The 26,286-nt window shown below is 67.3% G+C and carries 25 protein-coding genes and 4 tRNA genes; 11 read left to right on the plus strand and 18 right to left on the minus strand.

The genetic code is table 11. From position 1 onward, the window contains the following. The 4 genes from ACFVJ5_RS12825 to ACFVJ5_RS12840 form a co-directional block, all read right to left on the minus strand. Positions 1 to 834, minus strand: a complete 834-nt coding sequence (locus ACFVJ5_RS12825) for a sulfurtransferase (RefSeq protein ID WP_056818725.1) — start codon at positions 832 to 834, stop codon at positions 1 to 3. A gap of 29 nt (positions 835 to 863) precedes the next feature. Continuing rightward, entirely contained in the window at positions 864 to 1,331 is a 468-nt protein-coding gene (locus tag ACFVJ5_RS12830) for a DUF4395 domain-containing protein (protein ID WP_379220137.1), read from the minus strand. A gap of 279 nt (positions 1,332 to 1,610) precedes the next feature. After that, entirely contained in the window at positions 1,611 to 2,045 is a 435-nt protein-coding gene (locus ACFVJ5_RS12835) for a thioredoxin family protein (RefSeq protein ID WP_379220138.1), read from the minus strand. Next, on the minus strand, positions 2,042 to 2,890 hold the full coding sequence (locus ACFVJ5_RS12840) for an LmeA family phospholipid-binding protein (RefSeq protein WP_379220139.1): 849 nt from the start codon (positions 2,888 to 2,890) through the stop codon (positions 2,042 to 2,044). The genes ACFVJ5_RS12835 and ACFVJ5_RS12840 overlap by 4 nt, the downstream gene beginning before the upstream one ends. Before the next feature lie 200 nt (positions 2,891 to 3,090). On the opposite strand from ACFVJ5_RS12840, the gene ACFVJ5_RS12845 reads away from it, so the two are divergent. The 6 genes from ACFVJ5_RS12845 (at position 3,091) to pstB (ending at position 8,969) form a co-directional block, all read left to right on the plus strand. Next, the gene (locus ACFVJ5_RS12845) at positions 3,091 to 3,855 is read left to right on the plus strand and encodes a response regulator transcription factor (protein ID WP_101464573.1); all 765 of its coding nucleotides are present in this window, start codon (positions 3,091 to 3,093) and stop codon (positions 3,853 to 3,855) included. 22 nt (positions 3,856 to 3,877) lie between these two features. Beyond that, entirely contained in the window at positions 3,878 to 4,786 is a 909-nt protein-coding gene (gene mshD / locus ACFVJ5_RS12850; RefSeq protein ID WP_379220140.1) for a mycothiol synthase, read from the plus strand. A gap of 297 nt (positions 4,787 to 5,083) precedes the next feature. Further along, the gene (gene pstS, locus ACFVJ5_RS12855) at positions 5,084 to 6,199 is read left to right on the plus strand and encodes a phosphate ABC transporter substrate-binding protein PstS (protein ID WP_379220141.1); all 1,116 of its coding nucleotides are present in this window, start codon (positions 5,084 to 5,086) and stop codon (positions 6,197 to 6,199) included. 91 nt (positions 6,200 to 6,290) lie between these two features. After that, a complete protein-coding gene (gene pstC / locus ACFVJ5_RS12860; RefSeq protein ID WP_379220142.1) occupies positions 6,291 to 7,268 on the plus strand; it encodes a phosphate ABC transporter permease subunit PstC in 978 nt (325 codons plus the stop codon). Beyond that, on the plus strand, positions 7,268 to 8,173 hold the full coding sequence (pstA, locus tag ACFVJ5_RS12865; protein WP_379220143.1) for a phosphate ABC transporter permease PstA: 906 nt from the start codon (positions 7,268 to 7,270) through the stop codon (positions 8,171 to 8,173). The genes pstC and pstA overlap by 1 nt, the downstream gene beginning before the upstream one ends. A gap of 19 nt (positions 8,174 to 8,192) precedes the next feature. Beyond that, positions 8,193 to 8,969 (plus strand): phosphate ABC transporter ATP-binding protein PstB, encoded by a 777-nt coding sequence (pstB, locus tag ACFVJ5_RS12870; protein WP_056818713.1) that lies wholly within the window; start codon positions 8,193 to 8,195, stop codon positions 8,967 to 8,969. 596 nt (positions 8,970 to 9,565) lie between these two features. Here pstB and phoU read toward each other — a convergent pair. The 3 genes from phoU to dusB all read right to left on the minus strand — a co-directional run bounded on the left by phoU (position 9,566) and on the right by dusB (position 13,776). Beyond that, complete coding sequence (gene phoU / locus ACFVJ5_RS12875) at positions 9,566 to 10,231, minus strand: phosphate signaling complex protein PhoU (RefSeq protein ID WP_378658005.1); 666 nt, start codon at positions 10,229 to 10,231, stop codon at positions 9,566 to 9,568. Between the two features lie 89 nt (positions 10,232 to 10,320). Then, positions 10,321 to 12,408, minus strand: coding sequence for an LCP family protein (locus ACFVJ5_RS12880; RefSeq protein ID WP_379220144.1), 2,088 nt, complete (start codon positions 12,406 to 12,408; stop codon positions 10,321 to 10,323). Between the two features lie 246 nt (positions 12,409 to 12,654). After that, entirely contained in the window at positions 12,655 to 13,776 is a 1,122-nt protein-coding gene (dusB, locus tag ACFVJ5_RS12885) for a tRNA dihydrouridine synthase DusB (protein ID WP_379220632.1), read from the minus strand. Between the two features lie 237 nt (positions 13,777 to 14,013). Between dusB and ACFVJ5_RS12890 the strand changes: the two genes are divergently transcribed. Beyond that, positions 14,014 to 14,583 (plus strand): hypothetical protein, encoded by a 570-nt coding sequence (locus ACFVJ5_RS12890; RefSeq protein ID WP_379220145.1) that lies wholly within the window; start codon positions 14,014 to 14,016, stop codon positions 14,581 to 14,583. 92 nt (positions 14,584 to 14,675) lie between these two features. Here the strand turns inward: ACFVJ5_RS12890 and ACFVJ5_RS12895 are convergent, their stop codons facing one another. The 3 genes from ACFVJ5_RS12895 to ACFVJ5_RS12905 form a co-directional block, all read right to left on the minus strand. Beyond that, positions 14,676 to 15,632: an acyl-ACP desaturase gene (locus ACFVJ5_RS12895; protein ID WP_378631836.1), complete on the minus strand. Its 957-nt coding sequence runs from the start codon at positions 15,630 to 15,632 to the stop codon at positions 14,676 to 14,678. 230 nt (positions 15,633 to 15,862) lie between these two features. After that, a complete protein-coding gene (locus tag ACFVJ5_RS12900) occupies positions 15,863 to 16,459 on the minus strand; it encodes a DUF937 domain-containing protein (protein WP_379220146.1) in 597 nt (198 codons plus the stop codon). A 137-nt stretch (positions 16,460 to 16,596) separates the two neighbouring features. Then, a tRNA-Lys gene (locus ACFVJ5_RS12905) sits at positions 16,597 to 16,672 on the minus strand. 732 nt (positions 16,673 to 17,404) lie between these two features. Between ACFVJ5_RS12905 and ACFVJ5_RS12910 the strand changes: the two genes are divergently transcribed. From ACFVJ5_RS12910 to ACFVJ5_RS12925, 4 genes are all read left to right on the plus strand, one after another. Then, the gene (locus ACFVJ5_RS12910; protein ID WP_378657991.1) at positions 17,405 to 18,076 is read left to right on the plus strand and encodes a TetR family transcriptional regulator; all 672 of its coding nucleotides are present in this window, start codon (positions 17,405 to 17,407) and stop codon (positions 18,074 to 18,076) included. Between the two features lie 91 nt (positions 18,077 to 18,167). Next, positions 18,168 to 18,240: transfer RNA gene (locus tag ACFVJ5_RS12915), tRNA-Glu, on the plus strand. A 38-nt stretch (positions 18,241 to 18,278) separates the two neighbouring features. Then, positions 18,279 to 18,352, plus strand: a tRNA-Asp gene (locus ACFVJ5_RS12920). 30 nt (positions 18,353 to 18,382) lie between these two features. Then, positions 18,383 to 18,456, plus strand: a tRNA-Phe gene (locus ACFVJ5_RS12925). Positions 18,457 to 18,517: 61 nt separating this feature from the next. Here the strand turns inward: ACFVJ5_RS12925 and ACFVJ5_RS12930 are convergent. Genes ACFVJ5_RS12930 through ACFVJ5_RS12965 form a run of 8 tightly spaced genes read right to left on the minus strand, consistent with a single transcriptional unit; the run spans position 18,518 to position 26,246 of the window. After that, positions 18,518 to 19,207, minus strand: coding sequence for a TetR/AcrR family transcriptional regulator (locus tag ACFVJ5_RS12930; protein ID WP_379220147.1), 690 nt, complete (start codon positions 19,205 to 19,207; stop codon positions 18,518 to 18,520). Between the two features lie 7 nt (positions 19,208 to 19,214). Continuing rightward, the gene (locus ACFVJ5_RS12935; RefSeq protein WP_379220148.1) at positions 19,215 to 20,201 is read right to left on the minus strand and encodes an NADPH:quinone oxidoreductase family protein; all 987 of its coding nucleotides are present in this window, start codon (positions 20,199 to 20,201) and stop codon (positions 19,215 to 19,217) included. Between the two features lie 6 nt (positions 20,202 to 20,207). Beyond that, positions 20,208 to 20,957: an SDR family oxidoreductase gene (locus ACFVJ5_RS12940; RefSeq protein ID WP_379220149.1), complete on the minus strand. Its 750-nt coding sequence runs from the start codon at positions 20,955 to 20,957 to the stop codon at positions 20,208 to 20,210. 12 nt (positions 20,958 to 20,969) lie between these two features. Further along, positions 20,970 to 22,001, minus strand: coding sequence for a phosphotransferase family protein (locus tag ACFVJ5_RS12945; protein ID WP_379220150.1), 1,032 nt, complete (start codon positions 21,999 to 22,001; stop codon positions 20,970 to 20,972). Then, entirely contained in the window at positions 21,994 to 22,776 is a 783-nt protein-coding gene (locus tag ACFVJ5_RS12950) for an SDR family oxidoreductase (RefSeq protein WP_379220151.1), read from the minus strand. The genes ACFVJ5_RS12945 and ACFVJ5_RS12950 overlap by 8 nt, the downstream gene beginning before the upstream one ends. A gap of 1 nt (position 22,777) precedes the next feature. Next, complete coding sequence (locus ACFVJ5_RS12955) at positions 22,778 to 23,992, minus strand: acyl-CoA dehydrogenase family protein (RefSeq protein ID WP_379220152.1); 1,215 nt, start codon at positions 23,990 to 23,992, stop codon at positions 22,778 to 22,780. Positions 23,993 to 24,007: 15 nt separating this feature from the next. Continuing rightward, positions 24,008 to 24,829: an SDR family oxidoreductase gene (locus ACFVJ5_RS12960; protein ID WP_379220153.1), complete on the minus strand. Its 822-nt coding sequence runs from the start codon at positions 24,827 to 24,829 to the stop codon at positions 24,008 to 24,010. Positions 24,830 to 24,848: 19 nt separating this feature from the next. Then, the gene (locus tag ACFVJ5_RS12965) at positions 24,849 to 26,246 is read right to left on the minus strand and encodes an MFS transporter (protein WP_379220154.1); all 1,398 of its coding nucleotides are present in this window, start codon (positions 26,244 to 26,246) and stop codon (positions 24,849 to 24,851) included. Between the last annotated feature and the right edge of the window lie 40 nt (positions 26,247 to 26,286).

Here is a 26,286-nt window from a genome sequence, read left to right on the forward strand (position 1 = left end):
TTACGCTCCCAACTCGATAGGCGCTCCGACGAGGGAACCGTATTCGGTCCAGCTGCCGTCGTAGTTCTTGACGTTCTGGTGGCCGAGCAGCTCCTGCAGCACGAACCAGGTGTGCGAGGAACGCTCGCCGATGCGGCAGTAGGCGATGGTTTCCTTCTCGCCGTCCAGGCCCGCGTCCTTGTACAGCTCGGCCAGGTCGGCGTCGCTGCGGAAGGTGCCGTCCTCGTTCGCGGCCTTGCTCCACGGCACGTTGATCGCGCCCGGGATGTGGCCGGGACGCTGGCTCTGCTCCTGCGGCAGGTGCGCGGGCGCGAGGATCTTGCCCGAGAACTCGTCGGGGCTGCGCACGTCGACCAGGTTCTTGGTGCCGATGGCCGCGATGACCTCGTCACGGAACGCGCGGATGCTCAGGTCGGGAGCGGCGGCCTTGTACTGGGTGGCCGGGCGCGAGACCGCGTCACGCGAGAGCGGACGACCGTCGAGCTCCCACTTCTTGCGGCCGCCGTCGAGCAGCTTGACGTCGTTGTGGCCGTAGAGCTTGAAGTACCAGTAGGCGTAGGCCGCGAACCAGTTGTTGTTGCCGCCGTAGAGCACCACGGTGTCATCGTTGCCGATGCCACGCGCCGAGAGCAGGTCGGAGAACTGCTCCTGGTTCACGAAGTCGCGACGGACCTGATCCTGCAGGTCGGTCTTCCAGTCCAGGCGGATGGCGCCTTCGATGTGGCCACCCTCGTAGGCGGAGGTGTCCTCGTCGACCTCGACGAAGACGACGCCGGGGGCGTTGAGGTTCTCTTCGGCCCAGTCAACGGAGACCAGGACATCGGAGCGAGCCATGTTGTTCCTTTCAGAGACGTGCAAGGGGGTCAGTTCGGTGCCGGGGCTGGTGACCGGCGGAAACGGGCTACCAGCGGATAGATCTGGCAACCCAGGCAGACCCCGAACGCCGCGTTCAAGAACGCCGCGAACAGGGCGAAGCCGGCGAACACCGCGCCGACGATCGAGGAGCCGAGCGCGAAGCCCAGCAGGGAGAGACCGGCGAACACGAAGCCGAGCGCTTGCGCGAAACGCAGCGGCGGCACGGGCTCGGTCTCGGTGGGCGGACCGTTACGCGGCGCGACGAACGCGGCGTAGATCCGGCCGTAAGGGTGCTTGGCAGGGCCGACGGCCGCGCCGATCGCGAAAACCACGGCTTGCAGGCCGATCAGGATCGCGGCGGCGACGGTCGAGAAGGCGCTGACGAGGAGCACCAGGATCAGGACGCCGGTAGTGATCCAGGCCACGAAACGTGGGCCCCGGACATCTACGCGAGGTGGGGAATCGGAAACGGTCATTGTGCGAACTCCTGCGCTTCAGATGAGCACTTTCAGGGGGATCTACCTGTTCGCCGGGGGATCCGAGAGGATCACTCGCGCGGCGGGCATAGATCGACGTCAGAAATCTCGGGAGAGAAAAGGCCGATCGTTCAGCAGCACAGGCAGCAACAACCACCGAGGCGACACAGGTCAACTGTGCGGCGTCGGGTGAGCATCAGCTCGTGGTCGGTTTGCACGAGAAGTAGTTTACCCGGTCGCACCGGAGAATGTCTCGGCCCCCCTGGATATGGGGCTGGATCACACTGTCAGGGGCTCCAGGGCGGTGCGCAGATCGCCCGCCTTCGGGACGCCGGAGATGCGGAAGCGTTCCTTGCCCTCGGCATCGAAGACGAAGGTCGTCGGCAGGGAGAGGACATTGAGCTCGCGGGCGAGCGCGGGATCGGCGTCGATGTCGATCTCGATGTCGCGCGGGGCATTCGGGGACTCCGACAGGTCGGCGGTGACGCCGGCGACGACCCGGCGGACCGCGTCACACGGGCCGCACCAGTCGGCGGAGAAGTGCAGCACCGCGGGGGCCGCACCGGTCACACCGGCGGCGTCGAGCAGGCGGGCGCGCTGGTGTGTCTCGGGGTCGAGGGTGGCGGGACGAATCTGTCCCTGCCTGCGCGACAGGTAGAAACCGGCCGCGACGGCGGCCGCGATGACGGCGGCCAGAATGACGATCTCGATCATGGTTGCTGCAATCGGTCCAGGTCGATGGTGACGTTGCGGCCGACACCCTCGACGACGATCTGGCCGCCGAGCGCCGACACCTCGGTCGGTGCGACACCGAACGGCAACTCCTTGATGTCGATCGTACGGCTGAATCGGGCGAGGACAGCGGCGTGATCGGTCTCGGGGATCTTCGAATCGGTCTTGACCGCGGCGGTCGTGTCGACCGTGCTGGTGGTGTCGGTGTAGAAACCGGTCGCCTGGATGCGGACCTTGTCGCCCTCGAGCAGCAGGTCGGCCTGGATCTGCACCGGCACGCGCGTCGCGGAGCTGGACGGGGTGACACCGGCGGGCAGCACGCGGCCGTTCGCCGCGGTCGGCAGGGTGCCCTTGAGGACGAGGACGCCCGCGGTGGTCATCCCCGACCCACCGGAGCCGCCCGTGCCGTCGGACTTGTCGGCCGGCGGGGTGTGGACCTGCAGGTCCGGGATGCCGAAGAGCTTGCCGAGCTCGGTGGGCTCGAAACGCATCAGCGCGTCGATCCGGTCGACCTGCGCCGTGCGTGCCGCACCGTCGAGCAACTCGCCGGCCGAGGCGTGCAGGCCCTGCAGCTTGGCCTCGATGCCGACCTCGCCGGGGATGTCGGGGCGCACGGCGCGGGCGCGGATGGTCACGTCGTCGTAGCGGCCGCTCATCGCCTGGGCGGCGAACGGGAATCCGTGGAACGTGACTTCCGGGTCGGCCGACAGATCCGCGCCCGCCCGCAGTTGACGGGAGACGTGGTACTCCGAATAGGCGGCGGCGCCGAAATCGATGACCACCGCCAAACCGGCCAGGCAGAGAAGCCCGATGATCAGCTTGCGCATGCCCTGACAGTAGCGGCTGGCGCCGCGGGTCGCGGGCCCCTGGTCCGACCAGCGCGAGGGCGAAGGACACAAAACGGACGCCGTGTTGCGAGGTAGTGGCTGTGGAGGCGCTAATGTTGCACACGACTTAACCTGTGTTTCGGCGACGTAGCTACGCGGCTGCTGTCGTCCGCGGAGCAACGAGATAGGAGGAGAGCCCCATGGAGCTGCTCCTACTGACCTCCGACCCCAACCCCGATGCGGTCCTACCGTCGTTGACGCTCCTGGCGCACAACGTCCGGCCCGCGCCGACCGAGGTGTCGTCCCTGCTGGAGGCGAGTAGCGCCGATGTCGCGCTGGTCGACGCCAGAACCGACCTGGCCGCCGCGCGCGGTCTGTGCCGACTGCTGGGCAGCACCGGGTCCTCGGTTCCGGTGGTCGCGGTCCTGACCGAGGGCGGCCTGGTGGCCGTCAACGCGGACTGGGGCCTGGACGACATCCTGCTGCCCGGCACCGGCCCCGCCGAGCTCGACGCGCGCCTGCGGCTGCTGGTCGGACGCAACGGTGGGGTCGCCAGCCCGGAGAACACCGGCAAGATCACCCTGGGTGAGCTGGTGATCGACGAGGGCACCTACACCGCGCGCCTGCGTGGCCGCCCGCTCGACCTCACCTACAAGGAATTCGAGCTGCTCAAGTACCTCGCGCAGCACGCGGGCCGGGTGTTCACCCGCGCCCAGCTGCTGCAGGAGGTCTGGGGCTACGACTTCTTCGGCGGCACCCGCACCGTCGACGTGCACGTGCGACGCCTGCGCGCCAAGCTCGGCACCGAGTACGAGTCGCTGATCGGCACCGTGCGCAACGTCGGCTACAAGGCGGTGCGCCCGGCTCGGACGGCCACGGCCAAGGGTGAGCCCGCGGTGACCTTCGTCGACGAGGACATCGACGGCGACGACTCCTTCGCCCCGCTCAACGGCACCGCGCAGTAGCAGCGCACCGAGGAGAATCGCGATGCCGGACACAGCAACTCTGACCTGGACCGATCGGATCGAACCCGGCACCGCGAAAAAGGTGCGCGCACTGCTCGACCGCGCGGCTGACGTCGACGGTGTCGCCCCGGTCTCGGAGCAGGCGGTGCTGTCCCTCGCCGAAGCCGATCCGTCGACCCGGCATCTGCTGGCGATACGCGTGGGCGAGGTGGTGGGCTACGCGAATCTCGTTGCGGCACATGACGAACACCCCGCGATGGCCGAGGTCGCCGTCGATCCCGCCGCGCGTGGTGTCGGCATCGGCGCGGATCTGGTCCGTGCCGCACTGGCCGAGGGCGGCGCGGGAGCGCGGGTGTGGGCACACGGTGACCTGCCCGCGGCCAAGGCGCTGGCGACCGGCCTCGGGCTGGTCACGGCTCGTGAGCTGTGGCAGATGCGCCGCTCGCTGGCAACCCCGGAGCTACCGGAACTGGAGCTCCCCGCAGACCTCATCCTGCGCACCTACGCGGGCCCCGTCGACGACCTCGAGATCCTGCGGGTGAACAACGCGGCTTTCACCTGGCACCCCGAACAGGGCGGCTGGACCGAGCGCGATATCGCCGCTCGCCGGGCCGAGTCCTGGTTCGAACCGGCCGGCCTGTTCCTGGCGTTCGACGCCGCCGACCCGAACCGCCTGCTCGGTTTCCACTGGACCAAACAGCACCCCGACGCCGCCCCCGCCGGTGAGGTGTACGTGGTTGGGGTCGACCCGTCCGCGCAGGGGCGTGGCCTGGGCAGACTGCTCACCCTGGCCGGTCTGCGACACCTGCGCGCGGCCGGCTCCACGGAAGTCCTGCTCTACACCGAGGCGGACAACACCGCCGCCGTGAACACCTACACCAAGCTCGGATTCGCCCCCGCCCACATCGACGTGGCGTACTCCCTGCCCTGATGCGAGTCACCTCACATCCGAGGTGAATTCTGGTGCGCGAGGAGAATATTGCGCGGATGACCGGGTAAGAGCGAGTAAAACTGGGGCTAACGTCACATTCGCGGCATTGATCGCGCCGGGCTGTTCATTCTCCGTTAACCCACATCGGGCCAACTGTCAACCGGACGACCTTAGGTTACTTCTGGGCGGCACAGTCGTCGCCTGGTGCGCGCATTCCTTCGGGGATAGCGAGCACCAGCCAGCCTCGCTCGGGCCGGTGAGGGACCGAGTGAGACACCCAGCATTGTCGGAGGAAAAGTGAACTTCAAGCGCACCAGTGCCCTGGTCGGCGTCTTCGCCGTGGGCGCCATGACCCTGGCCGCCTGTGGCAGTGACGAGAACACCACCAGTGGCGATGCCAGCAACGCCGCCAACACCAGCGTTGCCTGTGGTGGCAAGAAGGCGCTCAAGGCGTCCGGCGCCTCCTCGCAGAAGAACGCCATGGAGCGTTTCGTCGCGGCCTACGAGAACAACTGCGACGGCTTCACCCTCAACTACACCTCGAGTGGTTCGGGCGCCGGCGTCAACGAGTTCCTCGGCGCCCAGACCGATTTCGGTGGCTCCGACTCGGCGCTGAGCTCCAAGAAGGAAGAGCCGGCCAAGGCCGCGGAGCGTTGCGGCGCCCCCGCGTGGAACCTGCCGACCGTCTTCGGCCCGATCGCCGTGACCTACAACGTCGACGGCGTCACCGACCTGGTGCTCGACGGCCCGACCGCCGCCAAGGTGTTCAACGGCTCCGTCGCCACCTGGGATGCCCCCGAGATCAAGGCGCTCAACCCCAACGCCAAGCTCCCCTCGGAGAAGATCGCCGTGATCTTCCGCTCCGACGAGTCGGGCACCACCGACAACTTCCAGCTCTACCTCGACGCGGCCTCCGACGGCGCGTGGGGCAAGGGCGGCGGCAAGACCTTCAACGGTGGCGTCGGTGAAGGCGCCAAGGGCAACGAGGGCACCTCGGCCGCCATCAAGAGCACCAAGAACTCGATCACCTACAACGAGTGGTCCTTCGCCAAGGCGCAGAACCTGTCCATCTCGCAGATCATCACCTCCGCGAGCAAGGACCCGGTCAAGCTGTCGGCCGAGTCGGCCGCCAAGGCCATCGACGGCGTGAAGATCAAGGGTGAGGGCAACGACCTCGTCCTCGACACCAGCTCGTTCTACAAGCCGACCGCCGCCGGCTCTTACCCGATCGTCATGGCCACCTACGAGATCGTGTGCTCCAAGTACGCCGACGCCGAGACCAGCAAGGCCGTCAAGGCCTTCCTGACCTCGGCCGTCACCAACGGCCAGAACGGTCTGACCGAGGCGGGCTACGTGCCGCTGCCCGACGCGTTCAAGACCAAGCTGACCACCGCGATCAACGCCATTTCCTGATCGCATCCTGGCCATGACCATGCACCCTGAGGTGACCGCGGTGGGCTCGTCGAACTCGACGAGCCCACGGGCGGCCGGAGATACTGCGAATATGCCGACCGAACCGAAAATCGACAAGGCCCCTGACGGGGGTCGTACCGGCCGCCTGAACGCCGAGACGATCTTCCGGTGGACGGCCACCGCGGCCGGCGCGACGATCGTCGCCGCCATCGCGTTGATCGCGCTGTTCCTGCTGATCCGCGCGGTCCCCTCGATCAGGGCTGACGAGGTCAACTTCTTCACCAGTACCGAATTCTCGACCGGTGACGCGAACAACCTGCGCTTCGGTATCCGCGACCTGTTCATGGTCACGGTGCTGAGCTCGGTGTTCGCGCTCATCGTCGCGGTGCCGATCGGTGTCGGTATCGCGCTGTTCCTGACGCATTACGCGCCGTCGCGACTGGGTAAGCCGCTCACGATGCTGGTCGACCTGCTCGCCGCGGTGCCGTCCATCGTGTTCGGTCTGTGGGGCTTCCTGGTGCTGGCACCCAAGATCGTGCCGGTCCAGGAATTCCTGAACGAGAACCTCGGCTGGTTCTTCCTGTTCTCCCACACCGAAGGCGGAATCTCGATCAGCGGTGGCGGCACGATCTTCACCGCGGGCGTCGTGCTCGCTGTCATGATCCTGCCGATCATCACCTCGGTGTCTCGTGAAGTGTTCTCGCTGACTCCGCGTGCGCACATCGAGGCAGCGCAGGCGCTCGGCGCCACCAAGTGGGAAGTCGTTCGCATGACTGTCCTGCCGTACGGCCGCAGCGGTGTGATCGCCGGTTCCATGCTCGGCCTCGGTCGTGCGCTCGGCGAGACGATCGCCGTCCTCGTTGTGCTGCGGACGGCTTCGGTGCCCGGCACCTGGTCGCTGTTCGACGGCGGCTACACCTTCGCCTCCAAGATCGCCTCGGCTGCTTCGGAGTTCAGCGCACCGCTGCCGACCGGCGCCTATATCGCCGCGGGCTTCGTCCTCTTCGCGCTGACCTTCGTCGTCAACGCACTGGCCCGCCTGGCCTCCGGTGGAAAGGTGAACGGCTGATGACCACCACAACGACTCTCGACAAGCCGGTAAAGGCTCGGACCTTTCGTGAGGTCAGTACCGCACGCCGGATCAAGAACAATGTCGCCACCGGCCTGGTCACGCTGTGCTTCGTCATCGCGCTGATCCCCCTGGTGTGGGTGCTCGGCCTGGTGGTCACCAAGGGCATCACCGCGATCGCGTCCGCTGACTGGTGGATGAACTCGCAGAAGGGCATCCTGCCGGACCAGACCGGCGGCGGCGTCTACCACGCGATCTACGGCACGATTGTGCAGTCGCTGGTCGCCTCTGTCATCGCGGTGCCGCTGGGCATCATGGCCGCGGTGTACCTCGTCGAATACGGTCGCGGTCGGCTCGCCAAGGTGACGACGTTCATGGTCGACATCCTGGCCGGTGTGCCCTCGATCGTCGCCGCGCTGTTCATCTTCGCGCTCTGGATCGCCACTTTCGGCATGCCGCAGAGCTCCTTCGCCGTCTCGCTGGCGCTGGTGCTGCTGATGCTGCCGGTGGTGGTGCGCAGCACCGAGGAAATGTTGAAGCTGGTGCCCGACGAGCTGCGTGAGGCGTCCTACGCGCTCGGTGTGCCGAAGTGGAAGACCATCCTGCGGATCGTCATTCCCACGGCGGCGCCCGGCATGATCTCCGGCATCCTGCTCGCCGTGGCCCGCGTCATGGGTGAGACCGCGCCGGTGCTCGTGCTGGTCGGCTACAGCAAGTCGATCAACCAGAACATCTTCGACGGCAACATGGCCTCGCTGCCGCTGTTGATCTACCAAGAGCTGGCCAACCCGGAGGCTGCCGGCCGCGAACGTGTCTGGGGTGCGGCGTTCACGCTGATCCTCATGATCGCACTGCTGTACCTGGCTGCCGCCGGCGTCAACAAGCTGCTCACCCGGAACCGATAGAAGCGAACGGAATACTCAGATGGCCAAGCGGATCGACGTCAAAGATCTCAACATCTATTACGGCAGCTTCCACGCCGTGGCGAATGTGGAACTGACCGTGCTGCCGCGCAGCGTCACCGCCTTCATCGGTCCCTCCGGCTGTGGCAAGTCCACCGTGCTGCGCTCGCTCAACCGCATGCACGAGGTGACCCCGAACGCCCGCGTCGAAGGCGCCGTGCTGCTCGACGGCGAGGACATCTACAGCTCCTCGATCGACCCGGTCGGCGTGCGTCGCACCATCGGCATGGTGTTCCAGCGCCCGAACCCGTTCCCCACCATGTCGATTCGCGACAACGTGGTGGCCGGGCTCAAGCTGCAGGGTGTGCGCAACAAGAAGGAGCTCGACGAGGTCGCCGAGCGCTCGCTCAAGGGCGCCAACCTCTGGAACGAGGTCAAGGACCGTCTCGACAAGCCCGGTGGCAGCCTCTCCGGTGGTCAGCAGCAGCGTCTGTGCATCGCCCGCGCCATCGCGGTCTCGCCCGACGTCCTGCTGATGGACGAGCCGTGTTCGGCCCTGGACCCGATCTCCACCTTGGCGATCGAGGATCTGATCACCGAGCTCAAGAAAGAGTTCACGATCGTCATCGTCACCCACAACATGCAGCAGGCCGCGCGGGTGAGTGACCAGACCGGTTTCTTCAACCTCGAGGCCCAGGGCAAGCCCGGCCGCCTGATCGAGATCGACGACACCGAGAAGATCTTCTCCAACCCCACCCAGCGCGCCACGGAGGACTACATCTCCGGCCGCTTCGGTTAAAGAGCACAGGCAAAGCCCCGCACTCCTTCTGAAAGGAGTGCGGGGCTTTGCAACTCAACGGGCTTCCACGCAAAAACGCTCGGCCGGGAAACCTCGGCCGAGCGTTTTTGCGTGATCTGGCTACCGCCTGTTATCAGCGGTGACTATCAGGCAATGATCCATCCGTACGCGCCCTGGCCGTATGAATAGCACAACCACTTCGTCCCGCCCTCGTACTGAACGTCGCCAACGTGGTACGCATCGCAAGGCGCTGTCGGCGCGGCCGCAGCTTGCGGGGCAAGCAACGTCGCGGTCAAGATCGTGGCGGCACCGAGCAGTGCACCAGAAAGCAATCGTATTGCCATCGCGAATCCTCTTCCATTTCAATAGATCCCCACAGAGGTTGCGCTGTTTCCAACCCCCCTTGTTACGTAGCCTACCGAACCGTGTTGGCGGAAACAATGGCTGTCGACAATCGAAATGATCAGGGCGGCAGCGGAATCCGGCCAAAAAGTGTCGACTACCTGCACGGTTCTGCCCGACGCGTTCGAGCCGCTTTTCGTTGTGCGGCCGACACGAAAAAGCCCCCGCGGTGAGCGGGGGCTGACTCGTGATTCTCAGCTGGTTTCGAGGTCCTCGTCGCCGGGCAGGACGCCCGTTACCAGGAAGATCACGCGACGGCCGATCTCCACGGCGTGGTCGGCGAAGCGCTCGTAGTAGCGGCCGAGCAGGGTGACGTCCACGGCGGCGGCCACGCCGTACTTCCAGTCACGGTCCATCAGGAGGGTGAACAGGTGGCGGTGGAGGTCGTCCATCGCCTCGTCGTCCTGGTTGAGCTGGGCGGCGCGCTCGGGGTCGCGGGACTCGAGTACCTCTTTGGCGCCCGCGCCCATGTTGACCGCGATGCGGCCCATCTCGGCGAAGTAGCCGTTGACCGACTCGGGCAGGGCGTGGGCGGGGTGGCGGCGGCGGGTCACCTTGGCGACGTGCAGCGCGAGCGCACCCATCCGGTTGACGTCGCCCACGATCTGAATCGCGCTGACGACCTGGCGCAGGTCGCCCGCGACGGGGGCCTGCAGTGCGAGTAGCGCGAAGGCCTTCTCCTCGGCCTCGGTGATCATCACCGAGATCCGATCCTGCTCACCGATGACCTGCTCGGCCAGACCCAGGTCGGCCTGCAGCAGTGACTGGGTGGCCTGTTCCATGGCCTGGCCAGCGAGACCGGCCATCTCGCCGAGGAGGTTGGCGAGGTCGGCCATTTGCTCGTTGTAGATGACACGCATGATTGCAGACCCTAGTGGGTACCCGGACCCCTGTCACCCAACGCTGGGTTAATGCCACGTGGCAGTGTCGTGGCAGGTCAGCGGCTGCCTCACTTGCAGGTGTCGTCGGCGGCGTTCATGTGCTCGAGGTCGGAGGGCAATGCGACCGGGGCCGCGCTGTGCGGCTGCCCCATCGGCACGGTCGGCAGTTCGGTGCCGACCGGTGTCACCGTGCGGACCGTGCCCGCGAAATCGGTGCCGACCACCACTTCGATGATGCTGCCCAGCTCGTTGGCCTGCTCCAGAACCGCGCCGGGGATCGTGCTCGCCACGGTGGCGGCCTCGGCTTCCAGACCCGCGGCGTAGCGGATCGTCGAGGTCGTCGCGGTACCGCCGGAGTAGTTGCCGGTGTTGTAGATCCCGAAACCCTGGTAGCTGAGCTTGGAGGCGACGGTCTTGGCCGCGCCCGCCGTGGTCGAACCGTTGGACACCAGCAGCGACATCGTGCCGGGGGCCACCGCGTACTGCTTGGGTGCGACCGGGGCCGGTGACGGCGCCGAACTCTGCACCTCGGGGGCCTTGGTCTCACCCGGCAGCGGCTGGTCGTCGATCACGGCGCGGAAGATGGCCTTGATGTCGGATTCGCGCGGAATCTCGTTGCCGTAGGAGGTGGTGCCCGCCGTCGGGATGGTCAGGAACGTCACCGCGCCCGCGTCCATCTTCTGCAGAGAACGGCCGAGCAGCAGCAGGTCCTGCGGCGTCACCTTGTCGACGAAGGTGTGGGCGGTGAACGCCTGGATGAACCCGTTGAGCTTGCCCGGATCGAAGAGCACCTTGCTCGACAACGCCCCGCGCAACAGCGACGCGAGGAAGCGCTGCTGGCGGTTGATCCGGTCGTAGTCGCTGCGTTCCTCACCGACCACGTGCCTGGCGCGCACATAGTTGAGCGCGGTCTCGCCGTTGACCCGCTGCTTGCCCGAGGTCTCGAGCACCGGGCCGAGGACGCCGTCGATGATCGGCTTGGTCGAGCACACCTCGACGCCGTCGACCTGGTCGACCATGGCTTCGAAGCCGGCGAAGTCGATGCCGATGAAGTGGCCGATGGTCAGGCCCGACATCTTGCGAATCACGTCGACCAGGCACTTGGGCCCGCCGCGGGCGTAGACGGCGTTGAGCTTGTCGCTCATGGCCGACTCGAGTTTCTGGTCGGTATAGGTGGCCGTGTCGTTGTCCCAGCCCGAGCACACCGGACGGGAGACGTCGAGGTCGCGCGGGAACGACACGACCACCACGCGCGAGCGGTTCTTCGGGATGTGCACCAGCATCGCCGTGTCGGCGCGGGCGCCCTCGGTGTCGGCGGCGGAACCCGCGCCCATGTCGGCGTTGACGCCCGCTCTGGTGTCGGTGCCGACGATGAGGTAGTTCTCGTCGCCGAGCTGCATATCGCCGTCGAGCACGTCGCCCGTGGCGCCGCCGCCGAGTGCGTCGACCTGGGTGAAGCTGTTGTTGGTGGCCTGGAGGTAGCTCCAGCCGCCGCCGGTGATCACCAGCGTGAGCACCGCGACGAACGTGAGCGTGACGCGCCCTGCCACCCGTGCCTGCTTGTTCCGGCGCTCTCCTGTGCCCGCACGGCCGTCCGGACGACGTGGCGGTGCCGCGGACGCGGATTTGACCGGCCGGGCACGCTCGCGTTCGGCGGCGGCGTTCACCGCGGGCAGGATGTCCGTGGGCGGATCGACCGGACCGCCCACCCTCCGTGCCGGGACGGCGGTGCGTACCGGCTCCTTCGACTGGGCGGGCAGCGCGGTGGTCGCGGTGCGGTCGGCGGGGGATTCGGCGCGATGGGGTGGGGTGCCGACGATGTCGTCGACGACGGGGGAGCCGTCGGTGCGGGGCGCGATGTCGGGACGTGGGGTGGGGCGCGGTGCCTGTTCGCGGGCGCGGCGGCCCGCGCGTGAGCCGGGCTCGGCGCTCTCGGCGGGCGGAACGCGTCTGCCGCGTCTGGTGCGTTCGCTGTCGACCCGGTTCACCAGGTCGGCCACCGTCAGCGGTGCGGAACCGGCGTCCTGCGTCGCGTCGGCGTGACGCGAACGTCGCGAGCCGTTTTCCGGTTGCTCGGTGGGTTCGGCCGTCGGGTATCGCTCCCAGGGGGCGCGATTTCCGGGCCGGGGCGTACGCCCGCGCCGATCGTCACCCACCAACGAACCTCACTTCTCTATCTGGCGCAGCCTGCGCGTCACCGCCCGGCTCCGATTCGAACCAGAGTCGAACGATCCCGCAATGATAACGATTCCGCCACGAGAGGCCACTCCAGTACACACGGGAATCGCTGACGATTTGATTGCGAAGCGCGAATCGCCGTCGAAAAGCCCTGCTCGAGCGGGTGCCATCGGGCGGAACCGTGGCGGCTTACGAATTGATGTCGACCCGTTATCGGCGGCTGATCAGCCGCCGCTGTGCATCACATCGGCCGCGGCCGGGACGGTGTCGTCCTCCGGGTCGTCGAGCCAGCCCTCCGGAAGCACCACCTTGGTCTGCGGCGAACCCTGGCGTCCGCGGGGTCCGAGCGCGTCGGTGGGGAACGGCACGGCCTGGTCGAGCTGCCCGACCAGGTCCTCGATCTGCGACAGCTTCGACACGGTGGCGAAGCTGCGCCGCAGCTGCGAGCCGACCGGGAAACCCATCAGGTACCAGGCCATGTGCTTGCGGATATCGCGCATGGCCTTGTCCTCACCGTCGTGCTCGGTGAGCAGGGTGGCGTGGCGCACCAGGATCTCCCCGACGCGGCCGAGCGTCGGCCCCTCCGGGATCGGTTCGCCGCGCAGGGCCGCGCTGAGTTCGGCGAACAGCCACGGCCGACCGAGGCAGCCGCGGCCGACGACCACGCCGTCGCAGCCGGTCTCGTTCATCATCCGCAGGGCGTCGTCGGCGGTGAAGATGTCGCCGTTGCCGAGGACCGGGATGGAGGTGACGGCTTCCTTGAGCCGGGCGATGGCCGACCAGTCGGCCTCGCCCGAGTAGAGCTGGGCCGCGGTGCGCGCGTGCAGCGCCACGGCTGCAGCGCCCTCGGCCTCGGCGATGCGGCCGGTGTCGAGGTAGGTGTGGTGGTCGTCGTCGATGCCGATGCGGAACTTGAAGGTCACCGGAACGCCGGCCGGTTCGGCAGCGGCCACCATCTCACGGACGATATTGGCGAACAGCCTGCGCTTGTACGGCAGCGCCGAACCGCCGCCGAGCTTGGTCACCTTGCGGACCGGGCAGCCCAAGTTGAGGTCGATGTGGTCGGCCCAGCCCTCGCCGACGATGATCCGCACGGCCTCGCCGAGGGTCTTGGGGTCCACCCCGTAGAGCTGCATCGAGCGCGGATGCTCGTCGGCGTCGAACGACATCATGTGCAGCGTCTTCTCGTTGCGCTCGACCACCGCGCGTGCGGTGATCATCTCGCACACATAGATCGAGGTCGCGCTACCGAACTCCCGGCACAGCCTGCGGAAGGCACGGTTGGTGATGCCCGCCATCGGCGCGAGCACAACCGGCGGATCGACCGGGTAGGGCCCGATCCGCAGCGCGGTGGGCGCCTGGGGCAGCGTGGTAGTCACGCACACGATTGTCTCATCCGCCCCGATGTGATCGATCTCGCGTCCTGGTGCTTATCCGCGGGTCATCGCCGCCACTGCGACCGAGATGACACCGTTTACCTGCTACGCCGTGTCCGGAACAGGTCCGCGACGTCAGTAGCCTTACTCTGCTGGCATCGTCGCCTCCGGCGGTGCGCTGTCCCCACGTAATCGGAGAAGACCCCCATGGAAGACGCCACCGACCCGACGAAAACCCCTGCCACGCCCGACAAGGGCACGGTCGCCGTGCGCGTCTCTTCGCTGGTGGGCGGTGCCGTGATCGCCGTCCTCGCGATTATCGCGCTGGTGCTCGGCGTGCTGCTCGGCTCGGCCCGTTCCGAGATCTCCGACATGAAGGAGCAGGCCGCCGACGACGCGAAGGCCGAACAGATCGCCCTCGACTACTCCGTCGGCTCGGCGACCCTGAACTACCAGGACGTCAACGCCTGGGTCGCCGAGCTCAAGGCCGGAACGTCGCCCGAGCTGTCGAAGAAGTTCGATGCCACCGGCGCGAAACTCGAGCAGATCATCATCCCGCTGAAGTGGACCTCCACCGCCACGCCGATCACCGCCAAGGTGCTCTCGCACGAGGGCGAGGTCTACAAGGTCGCGGCGTTCGTGGACGTGAGCACCACCAACGCGCAGAACCCCGACGGCCTGCGCAACACCGTCACCTACAACATCACCGTCGACGCGGGCCAGGACTGGAAGATCACCGACGTCGGCAGCGCCGACGGCGCCCTCCCGATGAAGTAGTTCGCGAACCCGGATCGCCGGACATCGGTAGACATCCACACAAAAGCGCTGCGCACCTTTGCGATCAAGGTGCGCAGCGCTTTTTTTGAAACCTAAACCGCGACCATTTCGCGGCGCTTGGCTTCGCGAGCGAGCATCTTGTCGCGCTGCTCCTCGAACTTCAGTACGTCCTGGCCCAGCTTGTCCAGGAAGCCTGCCAGCCGCTCACGGGTGGCCTCGCCACGCGCGGTGAAGTCGGTGCGGTCGAAGACGTTCCACTTCTTGAGCACCGGCTGCACGACCTCTTCGAGGTGCTGACGCAGGTCGTAGATGCCGTGCTTGGCCATCAGCACGCCGTTGCGACGGAAGTTCGGCATGCCCGCGCCGGGCATCTGGAAGTTCTCGACGATCATCGAGATGGCCTCGATGGTCTGGTCGGGGCTCAGGTCCATCGCCGCGCCGCAGAGGTTGCGGTAGAAGATCATGTGCAGGTTCTCGTCGGCCGCGACGCGCTGGAGCATGCGGTCGGCGATCGGGTCGTCGCACACCTTGCCGGTGTTGCGGTGACTCACGCGGGTGGCCAGTTCCTGGAAGGTCACGTAGGCGACCGAGTGCAGGAAGCCGGCGTCGACCTCGGCGGGGGAGGCGAAGCCGTTGGTCATGTGGATCATCCGGGCCTCTTCGAGGGCGACCGGGTCCACACCACGGGTGACCACCAGGTAATCGCGCATCACGATGCCGTGCCGGTTCTCCTCGGCGGTCCAGCGACCGACCCAGGTGCCCCACGCGCCGTCCTGGGAGAAGTTCTCGGCGATCTCACGGTGGTAGGACGGCAGATTGTCCTCGGTGAGCAGATTGGTGATCATGGCCGCCTTGGCGACCTCACTGAGCTTGGACTGCTCAGGATCCCAGTCGATGCCGCCCATGGCGGCGAAGTTGCGGCCCTCGTCCCACGGGACGTAGTCGTGCGGATGCCATTCTTTGGCGAGCGACATGTGCCGGTTGACGTTTTCCTCGGCAACCGGCTCCAACTCCGTGAGCAGTTCGAGTTGAGTCAGATCCCTTGCCATGTAAAAACCCTTCGCTGTCGTGCTTGCGGTCGAACGTCGCGATGCGGCCATACCTTACGGCACCGTAGGTGTGATGCGAAACGCAACAGAGCGGTTTTCCGACGATGTTGAGCAACGCCACAACTCGCCGGTAGAACCGATGGTCTTGCTGACGAGTCTAGGCGTTCGGCCCGCAGCATAGGGACTATCGCTGCGGGCCTCGCGACGTTAACTACAGGTAGATGAACATCTCAGCGCTTGCCGCCGAGCAGGCCGCCGAGCACGCTGCCCAGCGCACCCCCCGCGTTCTTCGACAGGGCATCGCCGATCATGCCGCCGAGCCCGCCGGTGTTGCCGCTGCCGCCGAGCAGACCGCCCAGCAGATCGCCGAGACCGCCGCCGGAGGCCTGCGTCTGCTGCGGCGCCGGCGCCGCGCCGCCGCCACCGCCGGTGAGCTGTTTGGCCACGTAGGCGAGCACGATCGGGGCGAGAATCGGCAGCAGCTTGCCGATCAGGTCGTTGCCACCGGTTCCGCCGCCCGCGCCGAGCGCGCTGATGACGGTGTTCTTCTCGTCACCGAAGACGTTGTCGACGATCTTCTCGCCGTCGCCGACGTCCACCTGCTGCAGATCCACCGCGCCTTCGCCTTCGACGAGGCCGCCGTGGTTGTCGAGCGCGCCGAGCAGTGCGGCCGCGCCCTGTGGCTGGGCGGCATTGGCCTGGAGTCCGCCGAGCAGCGTCGGCAGCGCGGCCTGCACGGCCGTGGTCGCGGTCGCCTGGTCGACGCCGAGCTGGTCGGCGATCTGGGCGATGGGTACTTGGGAGAGCAAATCGTCGAAGGAAGTCATCTCACTCCGCCTGAGGTTGTGGGCGCCCGGAAGCCCGGGTCGCGCTCAGGTTAGGTGAGGCGGTGCGCGAAACCGGTGGTTTCGGCGGCGTCTGCGGTTGGCGCGTCGCCACGTGACGATGGTCACGGTAGTCGTCGTGGTGCCCCCTGTAGGACTCGAACCTACGACCTAGTGATTAAAAGTCACCAGCTCTACCAACTGAGCTAAAGGGGCGCGCAGCGGAGTCTAGCGGACGCTGTGCCGAAGGACCGAACAGTCCCCCCGGCCCGAGTCGCGGGCGGCTGATCGCCGCTGGTGGCGACCGGTAACGACGTGGACGTGCGCGACGATTCCTGGTAAACACCCGGTGCCCCAGCGGTGTTCGCGTTACGGGTTGCGTATGGTCATCGAATACTGTTGTATCGCAACATCTTTCGACAAGCAGGGGTGCAGCAGCGATGGAGAGGTCCAAGGTGGGCGCCGGTCTCGCGACCGTTCGGCGAACGTCGGCGGTGCCGGCGCGGTGGTCAACCGAGCTGCGCGCCTATGGAATTCGTACCCGAAGTAACCATTCCGGTTGCGCTTCGTTTGCTGGTTTGGATAACCGGATCGGATGTTCGGATGGGTACTCCAATCGCCGCGTGTCGACTCGCGAATACGGGTACGGTGATCGCCTGGTGAATTTCGAAACAATCACCGGTGCCGCGTTTTCCGTGGTTCCGGTGCAGGGTGTGGCGTTTCGGGAATTCGCCGACAGATCGCAGGCCGAGGTGATCGCGATGGGTGCGCGAACTCCCGGCAAAGGGGTAGTCGTGACCGCGGGAGGAGGCGGTTCTCACTGGTGGCGGGGCCGCTGTGCGAGGCGCCGCACGTTTTTCATACCGAAAGTTTGAATTAAAACCACAATTCGCACCAACGGTCTGTATTCGACCGTAGGCGTCGAGAAGGTTCGGAGGCGTTTCGAGCATGGCACGGCAGCAAGAGCGGGCGCGCCGGACACGCGCGGCGATAATCAAGTCCGCGGCCGTCGAGTTCGGGAAGAGCGGATATGCCGCGGCATCGCTCAACCGCATTCTGGAAGGTTCGCGCGCCACCAAGGGCGCGATGTACTTCCACTTCGACTCCAAGGAAGACCTGGCGCGCGCGGTGCTCGAGACCGCGGTCGAGCGGTACCGGATCTGCGCGGAGCGCTGGCTCGCGCGCGCCGACCTCGGTCCGCTCGACGTGCTGCACGGCATGGTCGACGAGATCGCCCTCCGTCTGGAACACGACACCATCGTCCAAGCCGAGTACCGCCTCGTGATCGAACCCGACTTCCATCGCGACACCGGCAACGGCGGCGGACGCATCGTCGGCCGCGCCACCCGCGTGCTCGCGGTCCGCGCCATCGACGACGGCCAGCTGCGCGCCGACGCCGACCCCGACCGCTTCACCCGGACCCTGTCCGCGGCGCTGGCGGGTCAGCGCTATCTGGTCGACCCGATCTCCAACGGTTCGGCCGCCGACTTGCGCGCCCGCTTCGCCGAGGTGCTGGAGGTTATCGTGGAGGCGATGGCCACCCCGTTGTGGATCCAGAACTTCCGCACCGAGGGCTGGCGGGAGCAAGCACGCCTGGATGACCTCGGTTTGGGCGCCTGACCAGGCGATTTGGAACTCTGCGCACACCTGTCATAAGCTATGCGAGCTCCCAACGGAAACGTTGAAGCCGCCCCGGAGAGATTCGGAACGAGCCCCCTTCGTCTAGCGGCCTAGGACGCCGCCCTTTCAAGGCGGTAGCGCGGGTTCGAATCCCGTAGGGGGTACAGTCTTCGGACTGTGTCTAGCAGTACTGCAGAAGCATGGCCCTGTAGCGCAGTTGGTTAGCGCGCCGCCCTGTCACGGCGGAGGTCGCGGGTTCGAGTCCCGTCAGGGTCGCACGTAGTACCAGAGCAATCCGGTACTTCCGGCCAGGTAGCTCAGTTGGTACGAGCGACCGCCTGAAAAGCGGTAGGTCGCCGGTTCGATCCCGGCTCTGGCCACCTTCGATCCCCTCACCAGATAACTCGGTGAGGGGATTTTTTCGTTCGGTCGGGGCGCCGGTCAGTTCTTCAGCGGCATGCGCAGCGCGTTCGCCCAGAGCCGGGTCACCGTATAGACGAGCTCCTCGACCGGGAGCGGCTTGCCGTCGAGGAGCCCGTCGCCGGTGACGAAATAGTTGAAGGCCAGCCTGCTGACCATCCCCGACAGCGCCCGTGAGGACAGCATCGGGTCCAGCTCGGGATCGGCGAGACCGCGCTGCTGGAGATCGGCGATGCTGCGCGCGTTGCGGCGGATGAACGCGTCGGCCCGTTCCTGGCGGAGCTTGCTGAACTCGGGGTCGATATTGGCGACCTGTTCGAGCAGCCCCATCAACTTCGCATTGCGCTTGTAGGCCTCGAAGTACGCCAGATTGCTGGCCTCGATGATCGACACGGGATCGTCGTCACCCGCCACATGCTCCATCCCGGGATGCATCATGTCTTCCTGGGCGTGCTCCAGGATCGCCGCGAAGATCTCCTCTTTCCCGGCGAAATAGGTGTAGAAGGTGCCCGAGGAGCATTTGGCCTCCTGGGTGATGTCCACGAGCCGGGTATCGAGATACCCCATGCGCTCGAACACCTTCCGGCCCGCGTCGATCAGCGCTGTCCTGGTTCGCAGCCCACGTGGTGTGGCGGGCAGCTCGCGCAGCAGCGAGGTGCGCGCCATCGAGGGCGGCGCGCTGTCGCCTGCGGTCTCCGCACGTCGTTCCATGCCCTATTTATAGCGGGGGGTGGAAGACGAGCCTGCCGACGGTGTCGCCGTCGCCGAGGCGGCCGAGGCCGTCGGGGACGTCGCCGAGCGAAAGGCGTTCGCTGATCAGTGGTCTCACCTTGCCCGCCGCGGCCAGCCGAGACAGCTCGGCGTGGCAGTCGGCGATCGCCTGCTGGTTGTACTGCTTGTAGAGACCCCAGTGCAGTCCGATGATCGAATAGTTCTTGATCAGCGCGTGATTGAGCGCGGGCTGGGGGATCGTGCCGCCCGCGAAGCCGATCACCAGGATGCGACCTTCGAAGGCGATGCACTTGGTGGACTTGGCATAGGCGTCGCCGCCGACCGGGTCGTAGATCACGTCGGCGCCACGGCCGCCGGTGAACTCCTTGACGATCGGCACGAAATCCTCGGTGCGCCGGTCGATCACGAGGTCGGCGCCGAGGCGGCGGCAGTAGTCGGCCTTCTCCGCGCCACCGACGACACCGATCATCCGCGCGCCCGCCGCCTTACCCAGCTGCACGGCGGAACTGCCCACGCCACCCGCGGCGGCGTGCACCAACAGCGTCTCGCCGGGCCGCACCTGGGTGCGGCGGTGCAGGGCGAACCAGCTCGTCTGATAGCCGATGACGAGTGCGGCGGCCTCGGCGTCGTCGAGGGAGTCCGGCGCGGGAAACGCGCTGTCGGCATCGAGCACGGCCAGCTCGGCGAACGCGCCGCCGGGTAGGTTCGTGGTGCCGACGATCCGGTCACCGACCGCGAAGTCGGCCCCGTCGCCGACCGCCACCACTTCACCGCACAGCTCGACGCCGGGCGTGAACGGTAGCGGCGGCTTGACCTGGTACTGCCCGCGACACAGCAGCACGTCGGGGAAGTTGGCCGGCGCCGCGAGGACACGCACCAGCACCTGCCCGGGTCCGGCCACCGGATCGTCGATGTCGTTGAACTGCAGCACATCCCGCGGTTCGCCGAGTTCGGTTACCTGCCATGCTTTCATCGTTGATCAGTCCTTCGGTCCGCCGGCGACGTAAATGACCTGGCCGGAGACGAACCCCGCGCCCTCCCCGGCCAGGAACGACGCGGTGTGCGCGATGTCCTGGGGCGTTCCGGTCCGGTTGACCGGAATCTGCGCGGCCGAGACCCGCTTGAACTCCTCGAAGTCCATCCCGATGCGCGCGGCCGTCGCGGCGGTCATCTCGGTCTCGATGAAGCCGGGTGCGATGGCGTTGGCGGTGACGCCGAACTTGCCGAGTTCGAAGGCCAGGGTCTTGGTGAAGCCCTGCATGCCCGCCTTCGCGGCGGCGTAGTTGGCCTGGCCGCGATTGCCCAGCGCGGAGGTGCTCGACAGGTTGACCACGCGGCCGTAGTTCGCCGCGACCATGTGCTGCTGCACCGCGCGGGTCATCAGGAAGGCGCCGCGCAGGTGCACGTTCAGCACCGCGTCCCAGTCGTCGGTGGTCATCTTGTACAGCATGTTGTCGCGGATGATGCCCGCGTTGTTCACGAGCACGGTGGGCGCGCCCAGTTCGCCGGCCACGCGCTCGACAGCCGCCGCGACGGCGGCCTCGTCGGCGACATCGGCGCCCACCGCGAGCGCGGTGCCCCCAGCGGTCTCGATGGCGTCGACCGTTGCCTTACACGCTGATTCGTCGAGGTCCAGCACGGCGACAGCCATGCCGTCGGTGGCCAGCCGGGTCGCGATGGCGGCGCCGATGCCGCGGGCAGCGCCGGTGACGATGGCGGTGCGAGTCATGTCTGCTCCTGTCTAGATTTCTTCGGTGACATCGAGTGCCTTGTGCACGATCGCGTCGATACGTTCGACGGTCGGGGTGCCCGCGGCGGCCCTGTTCTGCGGCGTGTCCCGCGCTCGGCGGAGCACGCCCTCGGCGATGACGGCGAGCTTCCACAGCCCGAAGGCATGCCAGTAGCGCAGGGCCGCCGGGTCGCGTCCGGTCAGCGCGAGGTAGGCCTCTGACATCTGCGCGCGGTCGGGGAAACCGGGCAGCGCCGACGCGGGAAAGTCGCCGCCGGTGTTCTCACCCGGTTCGGCCCAGTAGGCGAGCAGGCTGCCCATGTCGGCCAGCGGGTCGCCGAGGGTGGACAGTTCCCAGTCCAGCGCGGCCACCACCTCGCCGGTCTCGTGCGCGGTGATCACGTTGCGCAGGTGGAAGTCGCCGTGCACGAGGGTCACCTCTCGCTGCTCCGGGATGTCGGCGGTCAGCCTGCGGGTGAGCTCGTCGAGCTCCGGCAGCTCCCGGGTCTTGGATTGCTCCCATTGCCCGCCCCACCGTTTGAGCTGGCGGGCGGCGTAGGGCTTGTGACTCGCCAGATCGGCGAGGCCGACGGCGGTCAGGTCGACCGCGTGGATCTTCGCCAGCGTGCGCGGCAGTGATTCGGCGATGGCCCGGCGACGCTGCGGGGTCAGCGATTCCACGATCGCCATGGTGTCGACCACCTGCCCGTCGACGAATTCCATCAGCACCATCGGTACCTCGGACACCGCCGGATCGTCGACGACGCCGAGAATCCGCGGCGCCGGGACATCGGTGGACTCGAGCGCCGCCATGATCCTGGCCTCGCGCACCACATCGTGCGCGGAGGCGAGCAGGTGCCCCAGCGGCGGCCTGCGCAGCACCCACCGGCGGTCCGCGCCGTCGCGCACCAGGTAGGTCAGGTTCGATTGGCCGAGGCCGATCCGGTCGAAACGCAGTGGCGCGGTGTGCTCGACGCCGACCGCGGTGAACCATCGGCCGACGGCGACCGGGTCGACGCCGACCACCTCGTGCACGTCAGGCACCGACCGAGGCTCCGCTCCGGAACGGTGCGACGTCGCCGAGCCGCTGGCCGCCGTCGATCACCATGGTCTCGCCGGTGATCCAGCTCGCCGCGTCGGAGACCAGGAAGGCCACCGCGGCGGCGACGTCGTCGGGCTCGCCGATCCGGTCCAGCGCGGTCGAGGCCGAGAGCTCGCGCTCCTGCTCCTGCCACAGCGCTTCGGCCAGCTTGGTCCGCACCACGCCCGGCGCGATCGCGTTGACGCGCACCTTCGGCGACAGTTCCATCGCCAACTGCTTGGTCAGGTGGATCAGTGCCGCCTTGGACGCGTTGTACAGCCCGATGTTCGGCTCGAGACTCAGGCCGCCGATCGAGGTGGTGTTGACCACGGCGCCGCCGTGCTCGCCCATCCACGCGCGGGTGACCAGCGACGTCCACAGCACGGGAGCCCACAGATTCACGTCGAAGATCTTGGCGAAGCGGGCGTGATCCTGGTCGATCGTCGGGCCGAACGCCGGGTTGGTGCCCGCGTTGTTGACCAGGATGTCGACGCTGCCGAACCGCTCGATGGTCAGCTCGACGCAGCGTCGCGCGGCGTCTTCGTCCACCACGTGCGCGCCGACGCCGATCGCGGTGCCGACGATCTGCGCCGCGGCCGCGTCAGCGGATTCCTGTGTGCGCGCGGTCAACACGACGTTGGCCCCCGCGGTGGCCAGCGCCTGGGCGATCGCCAGACCGATGCCGCGCGAGGCGCCGGTGACGATGGCGGTGCGGCCGGTGAGATCCAGTCCGGTCATATCAGTTGCTCTCCTTGTACTTGTGCAGTTCCTGACGCGCGATGGCACGCTTGTGTACTTCGTCGGGGCCGTCGGCGAGCCGGAGTGTGCGCAGGTGCGCCCAGGCGGCGGCGAGTGGGAAGTCGTCGGTGACACCGCCGGCCCCGTGCACCTGAATCGCCCGATCGACGACCTTGAGCGCGATGTTCGGCGCGGCAACTTTGATGGCGGCGATCTCGGTGCGCGCGGCCTTGTTGCCGACGGTGTCCATCAGATGCGCGGCCTTGAGCGTGAGCAGCCGGATCATCTCGATCTCGATGCGTGACTCGGCGATCCAGTCCTGGATATTGGCGTTGTCGGCGATGGGCTTGCCGAAGGTGACCCGCGCCTGCGCGCGCCTGCACATCAGCTCCAGCGCGCGTTCGGCCATCCCGATGCTGCGCATGCAGTGGTGGATGCGGCCGGGTCCGAGCCGGGCCTGGCTGATCGCGAAACCCTCGCCCTCGCCTTTGAGTACGTCGGTGGCGGGCACGCGCACGTCGGCGAAGTCGATCTCGGCGTGGCCTTCGCGTTCCTGGTAGCCGAAGACCGGCAGTCCGCGCAGGATCGTGACGCCCGGCGCGTCGATCGGGACCACCATCATGGTCTGCTGACGGTGCGGCGCCGCGGTGGGATCGGTCTTGCCCATCACGATCATCACGCGACAGTTCTTGTGCAAGGCGTTGGTGGCGAACCACTTTCGGCCGTTGAGGATGTAGTCCTCGCCGTCACGCACCATCGACAGTTCGATATTGGTGGCGTCGGAGCTGGCCACCCGCGGTTCGGTCATCGCGAACGCCGATGCCATGGTGCCGTCGAGCAGGGGCTTCAGGTATTTCTCTTTGTGCTCCTCGGTGCCGAACAGCTCGAGCACTTCCATGTTGCCGGTGTCGGGGGCGTTGCAGTTGCAGGCCTCGGCGGCGAGGTGGCTGCGACCCATGATCTCGGCCAGCGGCGCGTACTCGAGGTTGGTGAGGCCGGGTCCACGCCCGGGGTGCGGGTGGAAGAGGTTCCACAGGCCGCGCCGCTTGGCTTCGGCTTTGAGCTCTTCGAGGACGGGCGGCTGAAAATGGGGGTCGCCGGATTCGCGCATCTGCGCGTCGTAGACGGCTTCAGCCGGGTAGACGTGCGCGTCCATGAAGTCGAGCAGGTCTTCGGAATACTTCTTCGCGCGATCGCTCAGATCGAACAGTGACATGGCTTTCTCTCTCGCTCAGTGGGTTTCGGCCAGCAGCGACGACTGATAGCGACGCATGCCGCGCAGCCAGCGGTCGTAGTCGGCGCCTTTGTGGCGGTACATGTCCAGCACCTGCGGATGCGGCAGGATCAGGAATTCCTCGGCGGCGACGGCCGTGAGCACGATGTCGGCCACGTCGGCGGGTTCGAGGACATCGCCCGCCGAGACGACCGCGCGGGTCGCCGCGGCGCCGAGTTCCTCGCCCGAATTCTGGCCCGCGTACAGCAGTTTCGTGTTGACGCCCATCGGGCACAGGCAACTGACGCGCACACCCTGGTCGCCGTAGGTGACACTGAGCCACTCGGCGAACCCGACCGCGGCGTGCTTGCTCACCGAGTAGGTGGCCGAACCGATCTGGGTGAGCAGGCCGGCGGCCGAGGCGGTGCTGATGAAATAGCCCGCACCGCGTTCGACCCACTCGGGCACCAGCAGCCGCGCGGCACGGATGTGCGCGCGCAGGTTCACGTCCAGTGAACGGTCCCACTCGTCGTCGGTGACGTCGAGTCCGGAAGCGCCGACGATGCCCGCATTGGCGAAGTACAGGTCGACCGGCCCGAAGTGCTGCTGTGCCAGCGCGATCAGACCGCGGATCTCCTCGGTGACGGCGGCGTCGGCGCCGACGCCGACGGTAGTGCCGGGGTGATCGGCATTGATCTGCTCCGACACCGCCAGCGCGGCGGGCTCGTCGAGGTCGGACACCACCACCTTCGCGCCCGCCGCGGCGAGTGCGGCGGCCAGCGCGGCGCCGATGCCCGCGCCGCCCCCGGTCACGATGGCCACCTTGTCGGCAACTCTCACGAGAATTCCTTCCGTTCGTTCAGTACAGCTGGGTTCCGGGCACTGCCTGCGGGTCGTCGCGGACCGCCGGGGTGTTGGTCTCGCGCAACTTCCACGCGCTGAACACGGTGATCAGGCCCATGACCATCAGGAACAGCGAAACCCCGGTGGTGGAGCCGGTTTCGGCGATGATCGCGGTCATGATGAACGGTGTGCCGCCGCTGATGGTGATGGCGGCGAGCTGGTAGGCCAGCGAGGCGCCCGAGTACCGCACGCGCGGCGCGAACAGCTCACCCATGAAGGCGGCGAGCGGGCCGTAGGTGAGTGCCTGCATGGCCGCGCCGACCGAGACCGCGACGAACACGGCGAGCACACTGGCGGTGTTGATCAGCCCGAAGAACGGGAACGCCCACAGTGCCATGCCCGCGCCGCCGATGAGGATCAGCGGTCGCCTGCCGATCCGGTCCGACACCGCCCCGGCCCACAGGATCACCGCGGTGAGCAGGCCGGAGGAGATCAGCGAGATGGCCAGCAGCGCATTGCGGTTCATGCCGAGTTCGGTGGTGCCGTAGCTGAGCAGGCCCGCGATGCTCACGTAGAACAGCGAGTTGGTGCCTGCCAGCAGACCGCAGCCGAGCAGGATGGTGCGCCAGTGCTCCTTGACCGCCTCGGCCAGCGGCGCCTGGGCGACCGCGGGTGTGGCCCTCTTCGCGGTCTCGGCCTGCAACTCGCGGAATTCGGGGGAGTCCTCGACCTTGGTGTGGATGTAGAGCACCACCGGGAACAGCAGCGCGCTGGCCAGGAACGGCACGCGCCAGCCCCAGCTGAGGAAGGCGTCGGTCGACAGTGCCGCCGTGGCGGCCAGGAACACCAGATTGCCCATGATCAGGCCCAGCGGCACACCCATCTGCCCGAAGGTGCCCGCGAACCCGCGCTTCTTCGGGCCCGCCGATTCGGTGAGCAGTAGCACGATCCCGCCCCACTGACCGCCGCAGGCGATGCCCTGCACGAAGCGCAGCGTCACCAGCAGCACGGGCGCGAGCACCCCGATCGTGCCGGTGCTCGGCAGACAGCCGATCGCGAAGGTGGCCAGGCCCATGGCCAGCAGGCAGACGACGACCACGGGCTTGCGGCCGTACCGGTCGCCGAAGTGCCCGGCGAGCAGGCCGCCGAGGGGTCGTGCGACGAAGCCCGCCCAGAAGGTGCTGAACGAGAGCAGGGTGCCCATCAGCGCCGAGGCGTCGGGGAAGAACACGTGGGGGAACACCAGCGCGGCGGCGGTGCCGTAGAGGAAGAAGTCGTACCACTCGATCGAGCTGCCGACCAGGCCCGCGGCGAGCAGCTTGCGGTGGGCGCGGGTGGTGGCGGCCGACGACGGTGCGGTGTCGGGCAAGGTCGGCGGGTTGTCGGTGCTTGTCCGCTGGCCGGGTTCGATCATCGGTGACTCCTCGGTGAATCCGCAGGGTTGAATCTATTGA

This window comes from Nocardia sp. NPDC127606, assembly GCF_042671725.1.
Classification (GTDB): domain Bacteria; phylum Actinomycetota; class Actinomycetes; order Mycobacteriales; family Mycobacteriaceae; genus Nocardia.